Consider the following 16,473-nt stretch of genomic DNA (forward strand, 5'->3'; position numbering starts at 1 on the left):
ACACCGGCGTCACTTGAGCAAATGCTTACATCGCCTTAGCTTACATTTCAATAATTATTGAAATGTAAAAGCGTTTGTTGTACGCTTTGCCACATGAAATCGAACATGGTTGTCCGCGCGCTGGGCGCGCTCGCGCATGAGTCGCGCCTCGCAATCTTTCGGGCGCTGGTTGTGGCTGGACCCGAGGGTCTGGCGGCCGGCGACATTGCCCAGCAACTCGGCGTCTCACCGTCGGGTCTCTCGTTTCACTTGAAAGACCTGTCACACGCAGGCCTGGTCAACGCTCGCCAGGATGGACGCTTCATTTTCTACTCGGCGAACTTCGACGCCATGAGCGGGCTCATTGGCTTTCTTACGGAAAACTGCTGCGAAGGCGGCACGTGTTCGGTAAGCGCGGTGTCGAAACGCTCACGCTGAACGGCGTTGCTCAGTGGTGTTGATAAAGCAGCGCCCTTCTTTAACCATTCATGGAGACATTTAGCATGGCCGTCACGATTTACCATAACCCCGCTTGCGGCACGTCGCGTAACACCCTGGCGCTGATCCGCAATGCGGGCATTGAACCGGAAGTGGTCGAATACCTCAAGACGCCGCCCAGTCGCGACACACTATCCAGCATGATCAAGGATGCGGGACTGAGCGTCCGGCAAGCCATCAGGGAGAAAGAGAAAGTGTTCGCGGAACTCGGCCTTGCCGATGCAACGCTAACGGACGAACAGTTGCTGGACGCCATGCTGGCGCACCCTGTCCTCATCAATCGTCCATTCGTGGTGACGCCTGCAGGCTCACGTCTGTGCCGGCCGTCCGAACTGCTTCTGGAAATCCTGCCCGAGGCGCAAAAAGGACCGTTCAGCAAGGAAGACGGCGAAGCGGTGATCGATGACAAAGGCAACCGGGTGCGCTAATGTCATCAGGAATACAAAATATAAGCTACGCACACAGCGACATTCCGAGTGTCGAAAAGCTGGCGCCCAAATCCGCTGCAACACATCCTCCGCGGATTCTGCTGCTGTATGGTTCGCTGCGCCCCACGTCATATAGCCGCCTCCTGACCCTCGAGGCTGAACGCATCCTTAACCACTTCGGCGCCGAGACGAAAGTCTTCGATCCGCACGGTCTGCCGATTACGGACAGCGTTCCAGCCGATCATCCGAAAGTCGCGGAGTTGCGCGCGTTGTCCACGTGGTCTGAAGGTCAAGTCTGGTGCAGCCCGGAGCGGCATGGAACGCTGACCTCGGTATTCAAGAACCAGATCGACTGGATTCCGCTGGAAATCGGTGGCGTGCGGCCAACGCAGGGCCGCACGCTTGCGGTCATGCAGGTGAGCGGCGGGTCGCAATCGTTCAATGCCGTAAACGCGTTGCGCATCCTCGGCCGGTGGATGCGGATGGTGACGGTTCCGAACCAGTCGTCGGTGGCAATGGCCTACAAGGAGTTCGATGACAACGGCCGCATGAAACCCTCCGCGTATTACGACCGCGTAGTGGATGTCATGGAAGAACTGGTCAAGTTCACTTTGCTCGTGCGCGACCGTGCGTCTTACCTGACTGACCGCTATAGCGAGCGCAAGCAAGCTTCGCCGATGGAAGCCACAACGCTGGCAAATGCCGCGATGACTCATGAAACTGCTCCACCGGAAGACGACGACGTCGAGTAGCGCCGCAACGGTCGTGCTGTAAGCCTTGACTTCATTCCTCTCAAGCGGATATTTTCGATCCTGACGGATTGCTCGCACGAGCCGCCCTTCAGGAATATCGAGAATACACAGCAATACGCGGTGGCCTTTGCACCGCCCATAAAAACCGATGGAGACGTGAATGAACAACACACTCGCCCGACGCTCTGCGTGCGGCCTCGTTACGGCAGCCATCCTGAGCTTCACCGCGAGCGCGGCATATGCAGCGGCCGACTCGGTCAAGCTCGGCTTCATTACAGACCTTTCAGGGCTCTACTCCGACTCCGATGGCCAGGGAGGTCTCGAAGCCATCCGCATGGCGATCGACGACTTCGGTGGCAAGGTGAACGGCAAGCCCATCGAACTGCTGTATGGCGACCACCAGAACAAGGCGGACATTGCGGCATCAAAGGCGCGCGAGTGGATCGACCGCGACGGCGTCAACGGGATCATCGGCGGCACGAATTCAGCCACCGCGCTTGCGACCAACCAGATTGCCGCCGAAAAGAAGATTCCGTACATCAACGTAGGCGCGGGTGTCGACGCGCTGACCAACGAGCAATGCACGCCCTACACGGTCCATTACGCCTACGATACGGTAGCGCTCGCCAACGGCACCGGTCAGGCCGTGACGAAGCAAGGCGGCAAGACCTGGTACTTCCTCACCGCCGACTATGCGTTCGGCAAGGCGCTGGAAAAGAACACGTCGGAGGTCGTCAAGGCGAATGGCGGGCAGGTGCTGGGCGCAGTGCGGCATCCGTTATCGGCATCGGACTTCTCGTCGTTCCTGTTGCAGGCGCAAGCGTCGAAGGCACAGGTCCTGGGGCTGGCAAACGCGGGTGGCGACACGATCAATTCGATCAAGGCCGCGAAGGAATTCGGCCTGAACAAGTCAATGAAAATTGCCGCCTTGCTGATTTTCCTCACCGATATCCATAGCATCGGACTCGAGACCGCCCAAGGTCTGCTCGCGACCGATAGCTGGTACTGGAACAAAGATGCCGAAACGCGCAAATGGGCGCAACGCTACTTCGCCAAGATGAAGAAGATGCCAACCAGCCTGCAGGCCGCCGACTATTCGGCCGCGACCACCTACCTGAAGGCGGTACAGGCGGCGGGCTCGACCGACAGCACGATGGTGATGGAGCAACTGCACAAAATGAAGATCGACGACATGTACGCCAAGGGATATATCCGGCCCGACGGCACCATGATCCACGACATGTACCTGATGCAGGTGAAGACACCCTCGGAGTCCAAAGAGCCGTGGGATTTCTACACGATCACCGCGACCATACCGGGCGAGCAGGCGTTCGGCTCCAAGGCCATATCGCGTTGTGCGCTGTGGAAGTGAACGATAAAGCGGGGCATGGTGGCGCCGCTTGTCCAAAGCGGTCGTCATATGCAACGGGCTTTACCGTTTTAGACCTTCGCTACCGCTGCCCCACGTCCACCTGATTGTTCAGCGGCTCGCCACGCATCAGGCGCCGCACGTTCTCGGCGATCTGCAAGCCAATGGTTTCGAGGCTCGCGATCGCCGCCATATGCGGCGTGACGATGAGCTTCGGATGACACCAGAGCGGATCATCGGGCGGCAGGGGCTCGTTGGGAAAAACATCGACGATCGCACCGCCCAGATGTCCGTCTGACAATGCCGCGAGCAATGCGTCCATCACCAGATGTTCGCCCCGTCCTACGTGGATCAGTTTCGCGCCCGGGTTCAATTGCCTCAGCACCTCCGCGTTCAACAGACCGCGTGTCTCGCTGGTCAGCGGCAACAGGCACACGAGGATATCGACCCCCGACAGGAACGCCGGCAGCGCGTCCCGGCCGCTGAATGACTGGATACCCGGCAGCGCCCTTGTACTGCGCGCCCAGCCCTTCACCGTAAAACCCGCTCGCATCAGATCGATGGCAACCCGCGCGCCGATTTCATCCAGGCCCATCACGCCGATCGTGCAATCGCCGGCGAGTGTTTGCGCCGGCACCCGCCATACTCCACGCTGCTGATTCGCGAGCACCTGATCGAACTGCCGATGAAAATGCAACGCACCCCACATGACAAATTCGCTCATGGCGCGTGCCTGATACGGATCGACCACGCGGCATAACGGTACGGCCGGCAGATGGGGATCGCGCAAGATGTTGTCGACACCCGCGGCAATGCCATGCATCAGCCGGAGATTGGGCAGCGAGCGCAACGCGCCCGCCGGCGGATTCCAGCACACGGCGACCTGCGCATCGCCGGCATCGGGCGAGCCGAACGAATGGACTTGCAGTTCGGGCGCCGCGGCAACAATCGAGGGCGCAAGCGCGGACATGTCGTAGTCGCGACTGATGAGAACGAGCTTGGTCATGAGTGGCTTGAGGAGTGACGCTTGACGCGACAGGCGATCGAGGGATACCGGCGCACGACACTCTTCGTCGTGCAGCCGGTCGTGTGGTCGTGCGGATCAGGACCGGTAGTCGGGAAGGTTGTCGGCTATCAGGCGCAGCGCCGCTTGCCATGCCAGTTCGATGATGGCGTCCGCACCTTCGGAGTCGAACTGCCGCGAGGTGAGTTCGCGGACATGCGCCGGCGGTATCCGCAGTTGCGCGCCGCCGGCCAGCGCCTGAACCTGCGCCTGGCAAGCGCGCTCCAGGAAGTAGATCTCGTGGAACGCGTGCGCGGCGGTCGCACCGCCCGCGAGCAGGCCGTGATTGCGCAGGATCATCGCCTTGTGCGGGCCGAGATCGGCAACCAGGCGCGCGCGTTCGCCCAGGTCGAGCGCAATGCCTTCATAGTCGTGGTAACCCAGCTTGCCGTAGAACTTCAGCGCATGCTGGCTGATAGGCAAAAGCCCCTGCTCTTGCGCCGACACCGCGGTCCCCGCAGCCGTATGCGTATGGATGACAAACGCAATGTCCTCGCGCGCCATGTGGACCGCCGAATGAATCGTAAAGCCGGCCTCATTCACAATAAAGAGTTCGGGCGTGTCGCGCGCACGCTCGTCGATCACCTTGCCTTCGTAGTCGATCTTCACCAGGTCCGAGGCGCGCATCTCATGGAACAACACGCCGTACCGGTTGATCAGGAACGCGGGTTTCGCGCCCGGCAAACGCGCGGTGATGTGCGTGTCGATCATGTCCGTCATGCGGAAATGCGCCATCAGCCGATACAGCGCCGCCAGATCCTCGCGGACCTTTTGTTCGGCGGCCGGGATCGGCGTAGTTGTCGTTTCCATGATGTGCTTCTTCCTCCTGATGACGCGGCTTGGAACTTGATAGGGGGCCTGGCGCCTTATCGACGCTTATCGACGTTTAACGATGCTTATCGACGCTTCACGCCGGGCAGCACGCACAGCATTTCATAAAGCAGGTTCGCGCCTAGCAGCGAGGTGTTTCCGCTCGTATCGTAGGGTGGCGACACTTCAACCAGATCGCCGCCGATCAGGTCCAGCCCATGGCAACCACGGATGATCTCGATGCCCTGGATGGTCGTCAACCCGCCAATCTCGGGCGTGCCGGTGCCCGGCGCCCACGCCGGATCAATACCGTCGATGTCAAAGCTCAGGTACACCGGCCCGCCCGCCACCTTGGCCCGCACTTCGGCCATCAGGGGCTCGAGCGACTTGTGCCAGCACTCCTCCGCCTGCACCACGCGAAAGCCTTGCCGGCGGCTCCAGTTGAAGTCGTCGGCGGTATAACCCTGCGCGCGCAAGCCGATTTGCACCACACGCTCGCAATCGAGCAGGCCCTCCTCCACCGCGCGCCGGAAGGTCGTGCCGTGGGCGATTTTCTCGCCGAACATGTGGTCGTTGACGTCGGCGTGCGCGTCCACATGCACGAGGCCGATCTTGCCATGCTTGCGATGCAACGCGCGCAGGATGGGCAGTGTGATGGTGTGATCGCCGCCCAGGGTCAGCGGCATCACGTCATGCTCGAGGATGCGGTCATACCATTCTTCGATAATGCGCACCGCGTCCAGCAGATTGAAGGTATTGATGGGCACGTCGCCAATATCGGCCACTGAAAGCGAGTCGAATGGAGCGGCGCCGGTCGCCATGTTGTAAGGCCGGATCATGACGGACTCGGCGCGAATGCCGCGCGGGCCGAACCGGGTACCGGCACGCAGCGACGCGCCTATGTCCAGCGGCACGCCGATGAATGCAGCGTCCAGGCCCGCAGCCGAGGTGAGATGCGGCAAGCGCATCATTGTGGCAATGCCGCCAAAGCGCGGCATTTCATTACCGCCAAGCGGCTGATGAAAGATCTTTTCCATGGCACTTCCTCACATTCATTCGTCGAACTGTCTGGATTGAATTCTGGCGCTCACCGGCGCACCGACAAAGTGCTGGTGCGAAATATTTAGTTCAGTTATTTCTAAAGTATCGGCACGTCCGGGCCGGGGTCATTGCTTCGCTGCCCTTGGGCACCGGCTGTTCGCTTGCCGGCATTTACCGTATTCGATGGAGTCCGATGTGGCCACTGTTTTGCCTGAAGCACGCCTGCTGCGCATTTTTACCTGCGTGATCCGACACCAGGGTTTTGCCGCAGCGCAGCAGGAACTCAACTTGTCCACGTCTGCCATCAGCACCTACATGAGCCAGTTGGAGTCCCTGGTGGGCGTGGTGCTGTGTCATCGCGGACGCGGCGGTTTCAGTCTGACGCCAAAGGGAGAGGAATTCCATCAGGAAGCCTTGCGGCTGCTTGGCGAGGTGGACGGTTTCGAGCGCTACGCCGCGGGGCTGCGCGGAGAATTGCGCGGCAATATCAAGCTTGGCGTGCTGGATTCCACAGTCAGCGATAAAGCGTTGCCGCTCTCCGAGATCATTGGCGCATTTACGCGTGAGCATCCGGCGCTGCATCTGCATTTGCATGTGCAAAGTCCTTATGAATTGCAGCTTAGCGTGCTGGGCAATCGCCTTGACCTGGCAATCGGCGCGTTTCAATTGCGCATGAACGGGCTGATTTACCATTCGCTTTATCGCGAGCAGCACTGGTTGTATTGCAGCGACAGCCATCCGCTCTTTAATGAGCGTCATATCCCGCTGGAAACGATCAGCCAGCAGCGGATGGTCGGGCGCGCGTACTGGAGTCAGACTGAGCTGGCGCGGCATGGGTTCAAGCGGAGCGAAGCGACGGTGGACAGCATGGAAGGACAATTGATCCTGATCCTGTCCGGTGCGTTCATTGGTTTCCTCCCGGAGCATTACGCGCAGGCCTGGATTGACAACGGGCGTTTGCGTGCTCTCGCGCCGGCAGGGTTCGGCTATCAGGCGCCGTTTGCATTGATCATCAGGCGGGGGCGTTCGAAGGAACCTTTGATCCAGAAATTCCGCGACACGTTGAAGGGGCATCTTGGGCGCTGAAGGAGGTCAGGATTGGGGGGGTGGGGGTGGGGGTCAGGGGTCGAGGCGGTAGGTTCTGGGGTTAGTGGTCGGAGTCAGTGCCGGGGTGCTAGGTTCCAGGGTTAGCGGTCGGGGTTGGTGCCGGGGTGGTGGGTTCCAGGGTTAGCGGTCTGAGTCAATGCCGGGTTGCTGCTTTTGACCTTAGCGGTCTGCCTGAGTCGGATTTTCTCTTTATCACTATTTGCCGCCACGCACAGTGGCTAATAGTGATAAAGAGAATATCTCACTCTCGCAGACCACTAACCCCAAAACCACCCAAACCCCCACCCCGTCCACCGGCGCGAGCGAAAATTGCACTGTCTAAGACCCCAGCACAACCGACACGCCCTGGTCCACGTGCGACCGTTCCCCTTCCCTTGTTACGCCAATAAACCGCCGCACGCGTTCCGCGCCATCCTGCTGCCTGATCGCATCGGGTGCGGCATCGAGTTCGATTACGCCGTTCTCCATAAAAACAATCCGGTCTGAAATCGACATCGCAAAATCCATCTCGTGCGTGACGATAATCATCGTCATCCCTTCTTTCGCAAGTTCTCCAATCACATTGAGCACGTCGCCGACAAGCTCCGGATCAAGCGCGGACGTGGGCTCGTCAAACAGCATGATGGCCGGGTCCATCGCCAGAGCCCGCGCAATTGCCACGCGCTGCTGCTGCCCGCCGGAAAGCTGATGCGGATACTTGTACGCATGCGCAAGCAGACCCACCTTGTCGAGCAATGCCAGCGACCGCGCAGTCACATCCGCGCGCTTGCCACGGCCGTGATAATGCGGCGCGAGCGTCACGTTCTCCAGGATGGTCCGGTGCGGAAATAAATTGAAGCTCTGGAACACCATGCCGATGTGCCGCACACCATTGCGCACACGCCGGATGTCAGGTTTGTCGGCAGCGGAAATGAAGGTCTTGCCGAACAGGATGATCTCGCCCTCATCAATAGGCTCGAGCGCGTTGATCGTGCGAATCAGCGAAGTCTTCCCCGAACCGGATGGTCCAATCACCGCAATGACTTCGCCCGCCCTGACCTCAAGGTCAACACCCTTGAGCACCTCATGTTCGCCGTAGCGCTTATGCAGGTTCTTCAGCAACAACGCATGCGGCGCACCCTTGCCGTCCGGCCCGGCGTCAGGCGGCGCGACCGGCACAAGCCGCGTGCGCAGCGCCGCTATTTGCTCCGCCGCGAGCGTTTCAGGCTTGCGCTTCGTAAGATCAAGGCGACGCTCGACATACTGCAGCAACCAGCCGAAGACGGTGACGATCAGCACATAATAAATAGCGATGGCCGACAGGGTTTCCATCACCAGGAAGTTCTGCGAATAGAGCCGTTGCCCGACCAGCAACAACTCGCTCAGCGATATCACCGAGATCAGCGACGTCAGTTTCACGCAGGTAATGAACTCGCTGATAAGCGTCGGCAACGCAATGCGAAGCGCCTGGGGAATCACGATCAGCCGTTGCAAACCGAACGGCCGGATCCCCAGCGCCGCACCCGCCTCATGCTGTCCTTTAGCTACGGACAATAATCCGCCGCGATGAATCTCCGCCATATAAGCGGTTTCCGTAAGCGCCAATGCGACAAAACCGGAGAAGAACGGATGCGACAACGCAACGCCGCTAGCGGGAAAAAGCTGCGGCAAGTTATAGACGAACACAACCAGGACCAGCAGCGGGACGCTTCGAAAAAACCAGATGTAAACGGCAGCCGGCATGGCAAGCCAGCGCGAACCGGACAGTTTCGCCGACGCCAGCAGGAAGCCCAGCACCAGGCCTGTCAGCCACGAAAGCGCGCTGAGTTCCACCACGGTCACGCACGCCTGCCAGAAGGCCGGCAACGCAAATAGCGACAGCAGGTAGGGGAAATCGTAGTGCATGAGTGCCTCTCGCTAAACGCGGTGCGCGGATCAGGTGCCGCCAGGAATCGTGACGACTGAAGACAAGTCAGGACGACTTGGCGGGCGGCATGGACAGGTTGTATTTCTTGAGCATCGCATCGTACTCGCCGTTTTTCTTCAATGCGTCGAATGCTTTCGTAAGCGTGTCGTAGAGCGCCGTGTCATCCTTCCTCACATAGATACCCAGTGTCTGCGGATAGATCAGTTGCGGCGACTGCACCACCACCACGCGCCCCGACGACTTGGCAGCCAGTGCATGAGCCGCTCCGGCAATTTCCATCTGCGCTTGCACGTTATTCGAGAGCAGCGCCTGCAATACCTCCGGCGCCGACGGATACTCGCTGACCGTGATCTCGCCCTTGCCGTTCGCCTTGCAATAGTCCTTCGACAACGCCTGCAGTTGCGCTACCCATGTCGTGCCCTGCTCGAGGCCCACGTGCAGTCCGCACAATTCCTCAGGCGTCTTGGGTTTGACCGTGCTGCTCGCGGTGACCATGATGGCGGCCGAGGTTTGCGCGTATGGAATCGCCTTGGCCTGTGCGACACGCTCGGGCGTGACGTACATGCCGGAAATGACCGCGTCGTAATGACGTGCGTTCAAGCCGAGGATAAGACCGGAAAAACGGGTGTCGACGAAGCTCGCGCTCGCGCCGATTTGCTTGGCAAGCGCCCGTGAAAAATCGGGATCGGAGCCCACCACCTTGTCGCCGTCGTAGGATTCGAACGGCGGATAGGTGATCTCCATGCCAACCTTGAACTGGCCGGGCGTCAGCGTAACGGCGTTAGCCGGCGTCTGTGCAAAGGCACTGCTAATGGCACATGCGCCGGCAAGGGCGGCAGTCGCGGCCGCGATCAGGAAGCGCTTGGTGTCGGGCTTGAAAATCATCGTGTGACTCCGCTTGAAGAAGGGGTGGTGTTGATGAACGTACTCAGTTGCCCGGGCGGCGATCAGCCTGGCTGCCCGGCCTTTTTCAGGTGTCCGAAGCTTGATGGCTTGCGCGCACGCGAGGGCAGCGTCGCACGTCCTTGCGCCACCCGCTGGCGCAAGTAGGTGTAGGTTTGCAGCGCTTGCCCGTACATGTGTTCGCCAATCGCGATCTCTTCGTACTCGTCGCCCTCCTTCGCAAAGGCCGGCAGCGGCTTGATGAGCGTGTGGTAATCACATGCGTAGAACAGCGGGAACGAGTAGCGCTCCTCGCGCACGGTCCGCACGCGGTGAGCGGTGGCAACAAACGCGCCGGAGGTCATCACTTCCAGCATGTCGCCGATGTTCACCACGAACGTCCCCGGCAGCGGCGGTGTATCGATCCATTCGCCCAGGCCGTTCATCACCTCGAGGCCGGGCGCGTCGGCTTGCAGGATCGTGAAGCACTCGTAGTCGGTATGCGCGCCAATGCCGGGCGCATCCTGCGCCGCACCGTCGAACGGATAATGAATCAGGCGCAGCTTCGAGGGCGGCCGCGTGACCAGCGCATCGAAATGATCTTCAGGCAGCCCAAGGGCCAATGCGAAACCATGGAACAACACCCGCCCAAGCGCGAACACCTGCTGGTAGTAGCGCTGCACAGCCGGTTTGAAACCGTCGAGCGCGGGCCAGTGATTCGGTCCCAGCAACGGGGTCCCGGCGAGAACCAGGGGATCGTCGGCGGGAACTTCGAAGCCGACGTCGAACGCCTCCTTATGGTCGGGCTTGCCTTTCGCATAGACCTCTTCGCCCTCGGGCACGAACCCCTTGTGGGTGTCCGACGCGCCTATGTAGTGCTCCATCTTCTTCTCGAGCGGCTGCCTGAAATAATCCTTGGCCGCCTGCCTCAGGCCGTCGATCACCGCAGGTTCTATACCGTGACCGGAGATATAAAGGAACCCGACATGACGGGCGGCTTGCCCGAGTTCGTCGGCGACAGCCTGGCGATCCGCCAGCTTGCCGCTGAACAGGCCGGAGATGTCGATCACTGGAATCGATGTGAAATTTTTATCCGGCGCAGCTTCGCCGGCGTGGTTCGCTTGCATCGCGTTTGGCTCCTGGGGGTCAGTGCGGGTCCGTGATCTGACTGAAATTGATCTGACTGAAATGCTTGCGCTCGGCGTGCACCATCCACTCATTGAGCTGGGACAGATCGGCGACCGGAACATCGGTGAACGGCAGGTGATGCAGGTAGCCGTCCCGTCCGAACTCGGGTGTGAGGGTCGTGGTCTGGTAGCCGCGCGCCGCTTGCGAGCGCCAGACGGCTGCCCAGTGGTCCTGGTGAAAAGCGAGCGGTAACGAATATTCGGCGGCAGCGGGATGCGGCACCTGCGGCCCCTGGTCATAACCCACACGTGCCTGGATGTGATGCACACGCTCAATGAACGGCGTGAGGTCGTCCTCGGCGTCATCCAGCAGACGTTCGCATACGACCACCCAATGACTGATGTCGCTGGTGAAGCGCAAGCCTGGCACCTGCCGGATCAGGTCGAGCGTGACCCACGGGCTATACAGGGAACGCGCTCTATGCGTTTCGAAACTGCAAAACTGCTCATGTTTTTTGGCCAGCTCAAGCGCGCTGCCGAAGAACTCGGCCTGCTGCGCGAGCGGCCAGCGGTCGTTGCCCGCCAGCACGTTGATAAAGCGCGGAGATAACTGCGCAGCGGTCCCGAGCTTGCGATCCAGGTCTTCCAGGTGTTGAGCAGGCGTTGCACGCTGGTCGGGCAATACCGCGTTGTCGGTGAAGACAATGGCGATGTAGTCGAGTTCGTGTTCCTTCAGCTCCCGCGCCAGCGCGGCACGTTCGTCCGCTGTCGGCGGCAGGCGTGCCTCGATACCGGCCAGACCCGCCTCGCGGACTTCACTGAAAGTACTGCGCCGGTCGCCTCGATGGCCCCAGAGCGAACGAAAGATGTCCAGTTGCATTGGCAGAGTTTGGATCATGGGACCGGCACCGCGCCGTTCTTGTGAAAACAATGTCGCATACAGCCCGGGCGGCAAAAAATCCTGAAAACAAAACAATTAGTTTTGAAATTCCTGAACTAAGTTTTGCCGTCATGCGGCGGTCATACCGGCGTCGTACAGCCGCCCACCTGTTTCCTCATACGATTGTGTGCTGTCGAACATCGCGCGGCGCCGACAACCGGCACCATGGATCCGTATCAGTTCCCGCCCTACCCATCGTTTGACTTCCGACTTCTTGTCAGACCGGCCGCACCCGCCGGCGGGCAAGAGCGGACAGCGGCCTTTATTTACCCGAGACACCATGAACCAGGCAGATTGTCAGTTTGAGATCGTGAGCAACGAAGACGACTTGCGAGCTTTAGAGCACGAATGGGACGATCTCTGGTCACGCGCGCACGGTCAGTACGGCCAGTCTTTCAGCGTGTGCTGGCTCGCCTGGCAACATGTCGCCAAGCCGCGCGGCAGACGGCTCTGCTGCATCGTGCATCGTGAGAACGGGCGTGTGGCAATGGTCTGGCCGCTCGTGACCTACCGGCGGCTGCTATGGACTTATCTCTGCCCGCTCAGTCCTGAAGCCGGGGACTACACGAGGGTGCTCATGGCCGATAGCCCCAACTCCTCCGCTCTGATTGCCGGCGCGTGGCGTACAGCGCTCACGCGCTGCGGTGCCGACTTCATTAAATTGCCCTATGTGGACGAAGGCTCCGACCTGCACGCTGTCGCCTCACGCGAACGCCATGTGATGATTGCCGCACGCACCGTTGCCGCATTTGCAAAGCTCCGCGACGAGACCGAATGGGACGCGTTTTGCAAGACGCTGGGCACGATGAGCGGGAAAAAACCGGGTGCGCTCGAACGCCGCTTGTCGAAGGAAGGCCAGCTTGCGGTACGTGTGACTGAGCCCGGCGACGCCCGCGAAAACGCCGTGCTGGTCGACTGGATCCTGGCGCGCAAACGCGCGTGGGGCGATCGTGTGGGCAAACGAGGCGAGTGGCTCGACTCGTCGCACTACCGGGACTTTCTCGTCAATCTGCTCTGCCCGGCGAACGGGCGCGCCATGGGCCGCCTGTTCGTGGTCACCCTGGATGGCGCGCCGGTCGCGGCAACGGTGGTTGGCGTGGGCACGACCTGCGTCGACGGCCTCATTGCCAGTTTCGATGACCGGTATGCCCGGTTTGGCCCCGGCTCAATCGTCGTTGAACACGTCATCAAGTGGGCATTCGAACAACGCCTGAACGTGGACTTCGGCGTGGGCGCCGAACGCTTCAAAGCCTATTGGAGCCGCAATAACATTACCGGGGCCTGGAGCGCGCAGATTGCCAATTCGCGCTGGGGAGTATTTGCGTTTCGCAGCAAGAAAACCGTGCGGGCGGCTGCCCGGCGAATGGCGCGATTAAGCGGTGTGTCAGGGGGACAAAGGCGCGGTGCATCGGCCTTCGTTCCTGACAATCATGACAATCCTGACAGCGTTCGCGGGCTTGATCTCCCGATGAATCCGTCCTGACTTCCGCCCATGGACACGAACCTCGTGCTTTCGCATTGGCGACCCATACGCACGATGTCAAACACGAAGGGAATAATTTGCCACGCCGGCTCGTTTAGCTCATGAGTGCCGCATATCGCGCTTGACGCTGTTGCGCGCTCGTCCAAAACTCATGGGGAAACCAAATGAACTTCAAACGCATTGCGTCGGCGTTGCTGGCTATTCTGACCATCTCGCTCGCAGTCTCCCTAGCCGGATGCCAGACCGATAGCCCGGCCTCAGGGTCTAGCACAGGCGGGAGCAGCAGCGGCGGGTACTGAAACCACCCGATATCACCCGAGCTCGCCCAATTGAAGTCTATTGAAAGCATCGCGTTTATGAAGGTGTTCCGGATACCCGGAACATGAGCGATCCGCCGCGTCCTCCCGGGATGCTGGAGTCTGATTTCCAGCAGGTGCTTGCGGCATTCAGGGCAATCGCGGGTCAGAACGCCGTTCTCGTGGGAGACGGTGCGGCGAAGCCGTATCTGGATCCGTTCGCACCGGGGGACGCGCATGCTCATGAAGCGTCGGCCATCGTGATGGTCTCGGATGTCGAACAGCTTCGTGCCGTGCTGAGCGTCGCGAACCGGTATGGAGTGCCTTTGTGGAGCGTATCGACCGGACGCAACTTAGCTTATGGCGGCGCAGCGCCCCGGCTCAGAGGCAGTGTCGTACTGGATTTGCAGCGCATGAACCGCGTCATCGAGATCAATGAGACGCTCGGTTATGCGCTGGTCGAACCGGGTGTCAGCTACTACGATCTTTATCAGGCGCTTCAGTCGCGTGGCATCGGGTTGTGGCTCGACCCGGCCGCCGCCGGCTGGGGCAGCGTGGTTGGCAATACGCTTGAGCGCGGTTTCGGCACGACCCCATACGGCGATCACGCGGCCATGCAGTGCGGGATGGAAGTGATGCTCGCGAACGGCGAGACCATACGCACCGGCATGGGCGCGATGAACGGCAACCAGGACTGGCAGGTATTCAAGGCAGGTTTCGGTCCCTCCTACGACACCATGTTCATGCAGTCCAACTTCGGCATTGTGACCAAGCTCGGCATCTGGTTGATGCCGAAGCCAGAAGGCTACATGCTGTGCCGTTACACGTTCAGACACGACGCCGATCTAGACAGCATTGTCGAGACGCTGCGTCCCTTGAAACTCGACGGCACGATCCAAAGCAACGCCGTCATCGAGAGTGCGGTGCGCTGGGCTGCGGGCGCGTCGGCACGCAAGCAGTGGTATGACGGTCCGGGCGCCATGCCCGACGCTGCCATAGAGACCATGGCGCGCAAGCTCGGCATCGGCCGCTGGAATCTACGCTTCTGCTTGTATGGTCCCGAAGCGCTGGTGAAGGCTCGCCGCGATGTCATCCATCAGCGCTTCGTGTCCATCAAGGATGCGGAGTTGACCGAGTCGCCCTATACGCCTGCCGGCGACAAACCCGAAGGCGGCGGCGATCGCAGCCAGGTCGGCATTCCTAATCTCGACGCATTCAACCTGCTCAACTGGCGCGGCGGCTCGGGCGCGCACATCGATTTCTCGCCCATCTGTGCGCCGCTCGGTCGCGATGCGGTGCGGCAGTATCGAATGATAAAAGAGCAAGCTGCGCGGTATGGCTTCGACTATTACGGCGGTTTTACGGCAGGCCCGCGCAGCATGCATCACATCTTCGCAGCCATCTTCGACAGTGACGATCCGGCTCAAGCGCGGGCTGCGGGCGACCTGCTCAAGACATTGATCAACGACTTCGGCGCGGCGGGTTACGGTCAATACAGGACCCATCTCGCGCTCATGGATCTCGCTGCGTCCCAGTACGATTTCAACGACCACGCGTTGATGCACATGAGCGAGACCATCAAGGAGGCGCTCGATCCAAACGGCATCCTGTCGCCGGGAAAACAAGGGATCTGGCCGAAGAGGATCAAGGAGCGGGACAGATGAAAACGGGCCGGCGTGAGTTCATCGGGGCTGCTTCTCTGGCTGCGGCATGTGCGCCGATGTCCTGGCCCGCGCAGGCAATAGTCCGATCAACGACATTATTGGACGAGCGAGTAGCGTGTGACCACGCGCTCGTCATCGTCTTCGATGAACGCGTGGCCGACAGCCGTGCTTTCGCTTTCAGATCGCGCACGAGGGGTGCGCACCTTGTGCCGATGGGACACGACATAGGGGTGCTGTGGTTTCAACACCTGATGCCCCTGGTCAGCTTATCCGGCAACACCGTCGCCGGGCTGACAAGGTACGCGGACGCGTTCCTGCTGACCCGCTTCGCACAAGGCATCGGCTTGCGGATCGCACAGCGCACAGCCGAGGCGCATGCGGGTCCCAACACGCTCGTCATGTGGCGGCTCACTGCCGGCAACGCCCGCACATGGTCCTGACCAGAGCGGCGAGTATGTTCCTGCAGGTCCGCGGCCACGTTACAGCAAGAACCGGGAAGCAATGTGGGACGGCCACCCAATCGGTAAAAAGAGCGTGTAAGCGAAAATGAGAGCGCGTAAGAACGCAAGGTTGACCGTTGAACAAGCACCTCATTGCCCCTATCAAGCCCCTTTACCGTGCTGTTTTATGTGCGCGAACGCACCCCGTTCCGGCTGCCCTCTTTTGGTTGTGATGTAGCGCACACATCAGAAGGTTTTCTCGTTGGTCCCCGTATTCGTCGTCGATACACTTTGGCTAAATCGTAAATCCGGGGAACACGATGCAACCCATTACGGGCTTTCTGCTGTACGGCGTCTGCGCAGCAATAGTCGCCGCGATTGCAGGCAAACGAGGGCTGAGCTGGAGCGCGTACCTGCTCGTGATGCTGCCCTTGGGGCCGGCGATCGCTATCATTGTTCCGCTGTTCACACTTGGCTCGGCCAACAGCCTGATGACAACGGTACTCGTTTTTTGCGTGCCGCTTGCCGCGCTGCTGGTGGCGCTCCTCAGCAAGGAGCCCGCGACGCTGACATCAGGCGCCGATTCACGCGAGCAGAAAGGCGCCTAGAGTACGGTGGACGTATATAGTCAGGACAACACATGTCCTGCCGCCGCAACGGTCTATTGCGCGCCGATTGCATCTCTCAC

Annotated in this window: 16 protein-coding genes; 9 read left to right on the forward strand and 7 right to left on the reverse strand. The window is 60.4% G+C overall.

Annotated elements, in window-relative coordinates:
• The first annotated feature begins 93 nt into the window (after window positions 1–93).
• From ABH944_RS28875 to ABH944_RS28890, 4 genes are all read left to right on the forward strand, one after another.
• Entirely contained in the window at window positions 94–417 is a 324-nt protein-coding gene (locus ABH944_RS28875; RefSeq protein WP_097267740.1) for an ArsR/SmtB family transcription factor, read from the forward strand.
• Window positions 418–482: 65 nt separating this feature from the next.
• The gene (gene arsC, locus ABH944_RS28880) at window positions 483–905 is read left to right on the forward strand and encodes an arsenate reductase (glutaredoxin) (RefSeq protein ID WP_404610678.1); all 423 of its coding nucleotides are present in this window, start codon (window positions 483–485) and stop codon (window positions 903–905) included.
• Entirely contained in the window at window positions 905–1,657 is a 753-nt protein-coding gene (arsH, locus tag ABH944_RS28885; protein ID WP_404610679.1) for an arsenical resistance protein ArsH, read from the forward strand. Before arsC ends, arsH begins: the two co-directional genes overlap by 1 nt.
• Before the next feature lie 160 nt (window positions 1,658–1,817).
• Window positions 1,818–3,029 (forward strand): ABC transporter substrate-binding protein, encoded by a 1,212-nt coding sequence (locus tag ABH944_RS28890; RefSeq protein WP_404610680.1) that lies wholly within the window; start codon window positions 1,818–1,820, stop codon window positions 3,027–3,029.
• Between the two features lie 79 nt (window positions 3,030–3,108).
• Here ABH944_RS28890 and ABH944_RS28895 read toward each other — a convergent pair whose 3' ends face one another.
• From ABH944_RS28895 to speB, 3 genes are all read right to left on the reverse strand, one after another.
• Window positions 3,109–4,032, reverse strand: a complete 924-nt coding sequence (locus tag ABH944_RS28895; protein ID WP_404610681.1) for a 2-hydroxyacid dehydrogenase — start codon at window positions 4,030–4,032, stop codon at window positions 3,109–3,111.
• A gap of 96 nt (window positions 4,033–4,128) precedes the next feature.
• Entirely contained in the window at window positions 4,129–4,899 is a 771-nt protein-coding gene (locus ABH944_RS28900) for a class II aldolase/adducin family protein (protein WP_404610682.1), read from the reverse strand.
• An 86-nt stretch (window positions 4,900–4,985) separates the two neighbouring features.
• Complete coding sequence (speB, locus tag ABH944_RS28905; protein WP_097267752.1) at window positions 4,986–5,936, reverse strand: agmatinase; 951 nt, start codon at window positions 5,934–5,936, stop codon at window positions 4,986–4,988.
• 199 nt (window positions 5,937–6,135) lie between these two features.
• On the opposite strand from speB, the gene ABH944_RS28910 reads away from it, so the two are divergent.
• Window positions 6,136–7,026, forward strand: coding sequence for a LysR family transcriptional regulator (locus ABH944_RS28910; protein WP_404610683.1), 891 nt, complete (start codon window positions 6,136–6,138; stop codon window positions 7,024–7,026).
• A 339-nt stretch (window positions 7,027–7,365) separates the two neighbouring features.
• Here the strand turns inward: ABH944_RS28910 and ABH944_RS28915 are convergent, their stop codons facing one another.
• The 4 genes from ABH944_RS28915 to ABH944_RS28930 all read right to left on the reverse strand — a co-directional run bounded on the left by ABH944_RS28915 (window position 7,366) and on the right by ABH944_RS28930 (window position 11,860).
• Window positions 7,366–8,931 (reverse strand): amino acid ABC transporter permease/ATP-binding protein, encoded by a 1,566-nt coding sequence (locus tag ABH944_RS28915; protein WP_404610684.1) that lies wholly within the window; start codon window positions 8,929–8,931, stop codon window positions 7,366–7,368.
• A gap of 67 nt (window positions 8,932–8,998) precedes the next feature.
• The gene (locus ABH944_RS28920) at window positions 8,999–9,838 is read right to left on the reverse strand and encodes a transporter substrate-binding domain-containing protein (protein WP_404610685.1); all 840 of its coding nucleotides are present in this window, start codon (window positions 9,836–9,838) and stop codon (window positions 8,999–9,001) included.
• A 62-nt stretch (window positions 9,839–9,900) separates the two neighbouring features.
• The gene (locus tag ABH944_RS28925; protein WP_404610686.1) at window positions 9,901–10,962 is read right to left on the reverse strand and encodes an isopenicillin N synthase family dioxygenase; all 1,062 of its coding nucleotides are present in this window, start codon (window positions 10,960–10,962) and stop codon (window positions 9,901–9,903) included.
• 19 nt (window positions 10,963–10,981) lie between these two features.
• Window positions 10,982–11,860 (reverse strand): sugar phosphate isomerase/epimerase family protein, encoded by an 879-nt coding sequence (locus ABH944_RS28930; RefSeq protein WP_404610687.1) that lies wholly within the window; start codon window positions 11,858–11,860, stop codon window positions 10,982–10,984.
• Between the two features lie 322 nt (window positions 11,861–12,182).
• Between ABH944_RS28930 and ABH944_RS28935 the strand changes: the two genes are divergently transcribed.
• The 4 genes from ABH944_RS28935 to ABH944_RS28950 all read left to right on the forward strand — a co-directional run bounded on the left by ABH944_RS28935 (window position 12,183) and on the right by ABH944_RS28950 (window position 16,393).
• A complete protein-coding gene (locus ABH944_RS28935; protein ID WP_404610688.1) occupies window positions 12,183–13,385 on the forward strand; it encodes a GNAT family N-acetyltransferase in 1,203 nt (400 codons plus the stop codon).
• A gap of 382 nt (window positions 13,386–13,767) precedes the next feature.
• On the forward strand, window positions 13,768–15,345 hold the full coding sequence (locus ABH944_RS28940; protein WP_404610689.1) for an FAD-binding oxidoreductase: 1,578 nt from the start codon (window positions 13,768–13,770) through the stop codon (window positions 15,343–15,345).
• Complete coding sequence (locus ABH944_RS28945; RefSeq protein ID WP_404610690.1) at window positions 15,342–15,785, forward strand: hypothetical protein; 444 nt, start codon at window positions 15,342–15,344, stop codon at window positions 15,783–15,785. Before ABH944_RS28940 ends, ABH944_RS28945 begins: the two co-directional genes overlap by 4 nt.
• A 320-nt stretch (window positions 15,786–16,105) precedes the next feature.
• Entirely contained in the window at window positions 16,106–16,393 is a 288-nt protein-coding gene (locus ABH944_RS28950; protein WP_404610691.1) for a hypothetical protein, read from the forward strand.
• Window positions 16,394–16,473 lie beyond the last annotated feature (80 nt).

This window comes from Caballeronia udeis, from assembly GCF_044909315.1.
Lineage (GTDB): Bacteria > Pseudomonadota > Gammaproteobacteria > Burkholderiales > Burkholderiaceae > Caballeronia > Caballeronia udeis_A.

Coding starts and splice junctions, on each gene's coding strand:
- ABH944_RS28875 (WP_097267740.1), top strand. CDS start 94: ATGAAATCGAACATGGTTGTCCGCGCGCTGGGCGCGCTCGCGCATGAG.
- arsC (WP_404610678.1), top strand. CDS start 483: ATGGCCGTCACGATTTACCATAACCCCGCTTGCGGCACGTCGCGTAAC.
- arsH (WP_404610679.1), top strand. CDS start 905: ATGTCATCAGGAATACAAAATATAAGCTACGCACACAGCGACATTCCG.
- ABH944_RS28890 (WP_404610680.1), top strand. CDS start 1,818: ATGAACAACACACTCGCCCGACGCTCTGCGTGCGGCCTCGTTACGGCA.
- ABH944_RS28895 (WP_404610681.1), bottom strand. CDS start 4,032: ATGACCAAGCTCGTTCTCATCAGTCGCGACTACGACATGTCCGCGCTT.
- ABH944_RS28900 (WP_404610682.1), bottom strand. CDS start 4,899: ATGGAAACGACAACTACGCCGATCCCGGCCGCCGAACAAAAGGTCCGC.
- speB (WP_097267752.1), bottom strand. CDS start 5,936: ATGGAAAAGATCTTTCATCAGCCGCTTGGCGGTAATGAAATGCCGCGC.
- ABH944_RS28915 (WP_404610684.1), bottom strand. CDS start 8,931: ATGCACTACGATTTCCCCTACCTGCTGTCGCTATTTGCGTTGCCGGCC.
- ABH944_RS28920 (WP_404610685.1), bottom strand. CDS start 9,838: ATGATTTTCAAGCCCGACACCAAGCGCTTCCTGATCGCGGCCGCGACT.
- ABH944_RS28925 (WP_404610686.1), bottom strand. CDS start 10,962: ATGCAAGCGAACCACGCCGGCGAAGCTGCGCCGGATAAAAATTTCACA.
- ABH944_RS28930 (WP_404610687.1), bottom strand. CDS start 11,860: ATGATCCAAACTCTGCCAATGCAACTGGACATCTTTCGTTCGCTCTGG.
- ABH944_RS28935 (WP_404610688.1), top strand. CDS start 12,183: ATGAACCAGGCAGATTGTCAGTTTGAGATCGTGAGCAACGAAGACGAC.
- ABH944_RS28940 (WP_404610689.1), top strand. CDS start 13,768: ATGAGCGATCCGCCGCGTCCTCCCGGGATGCTGGAGTCTGATTTCCAG.
- ABH944_RS28945 (WP_404610690.1), top strand. CDS start 15,342: ATGAAAACGGGCCGGCGTGAGTTCATCGGGGCTGCTTCTCTGGCTGCG.
- ABH944_RS28950 (WP_404610691.1), top strand. CDS start 16,106: ATGCAACCCATTACGGGCTTTCTGCTGTACGGCGTCTGCGCAGCAATA.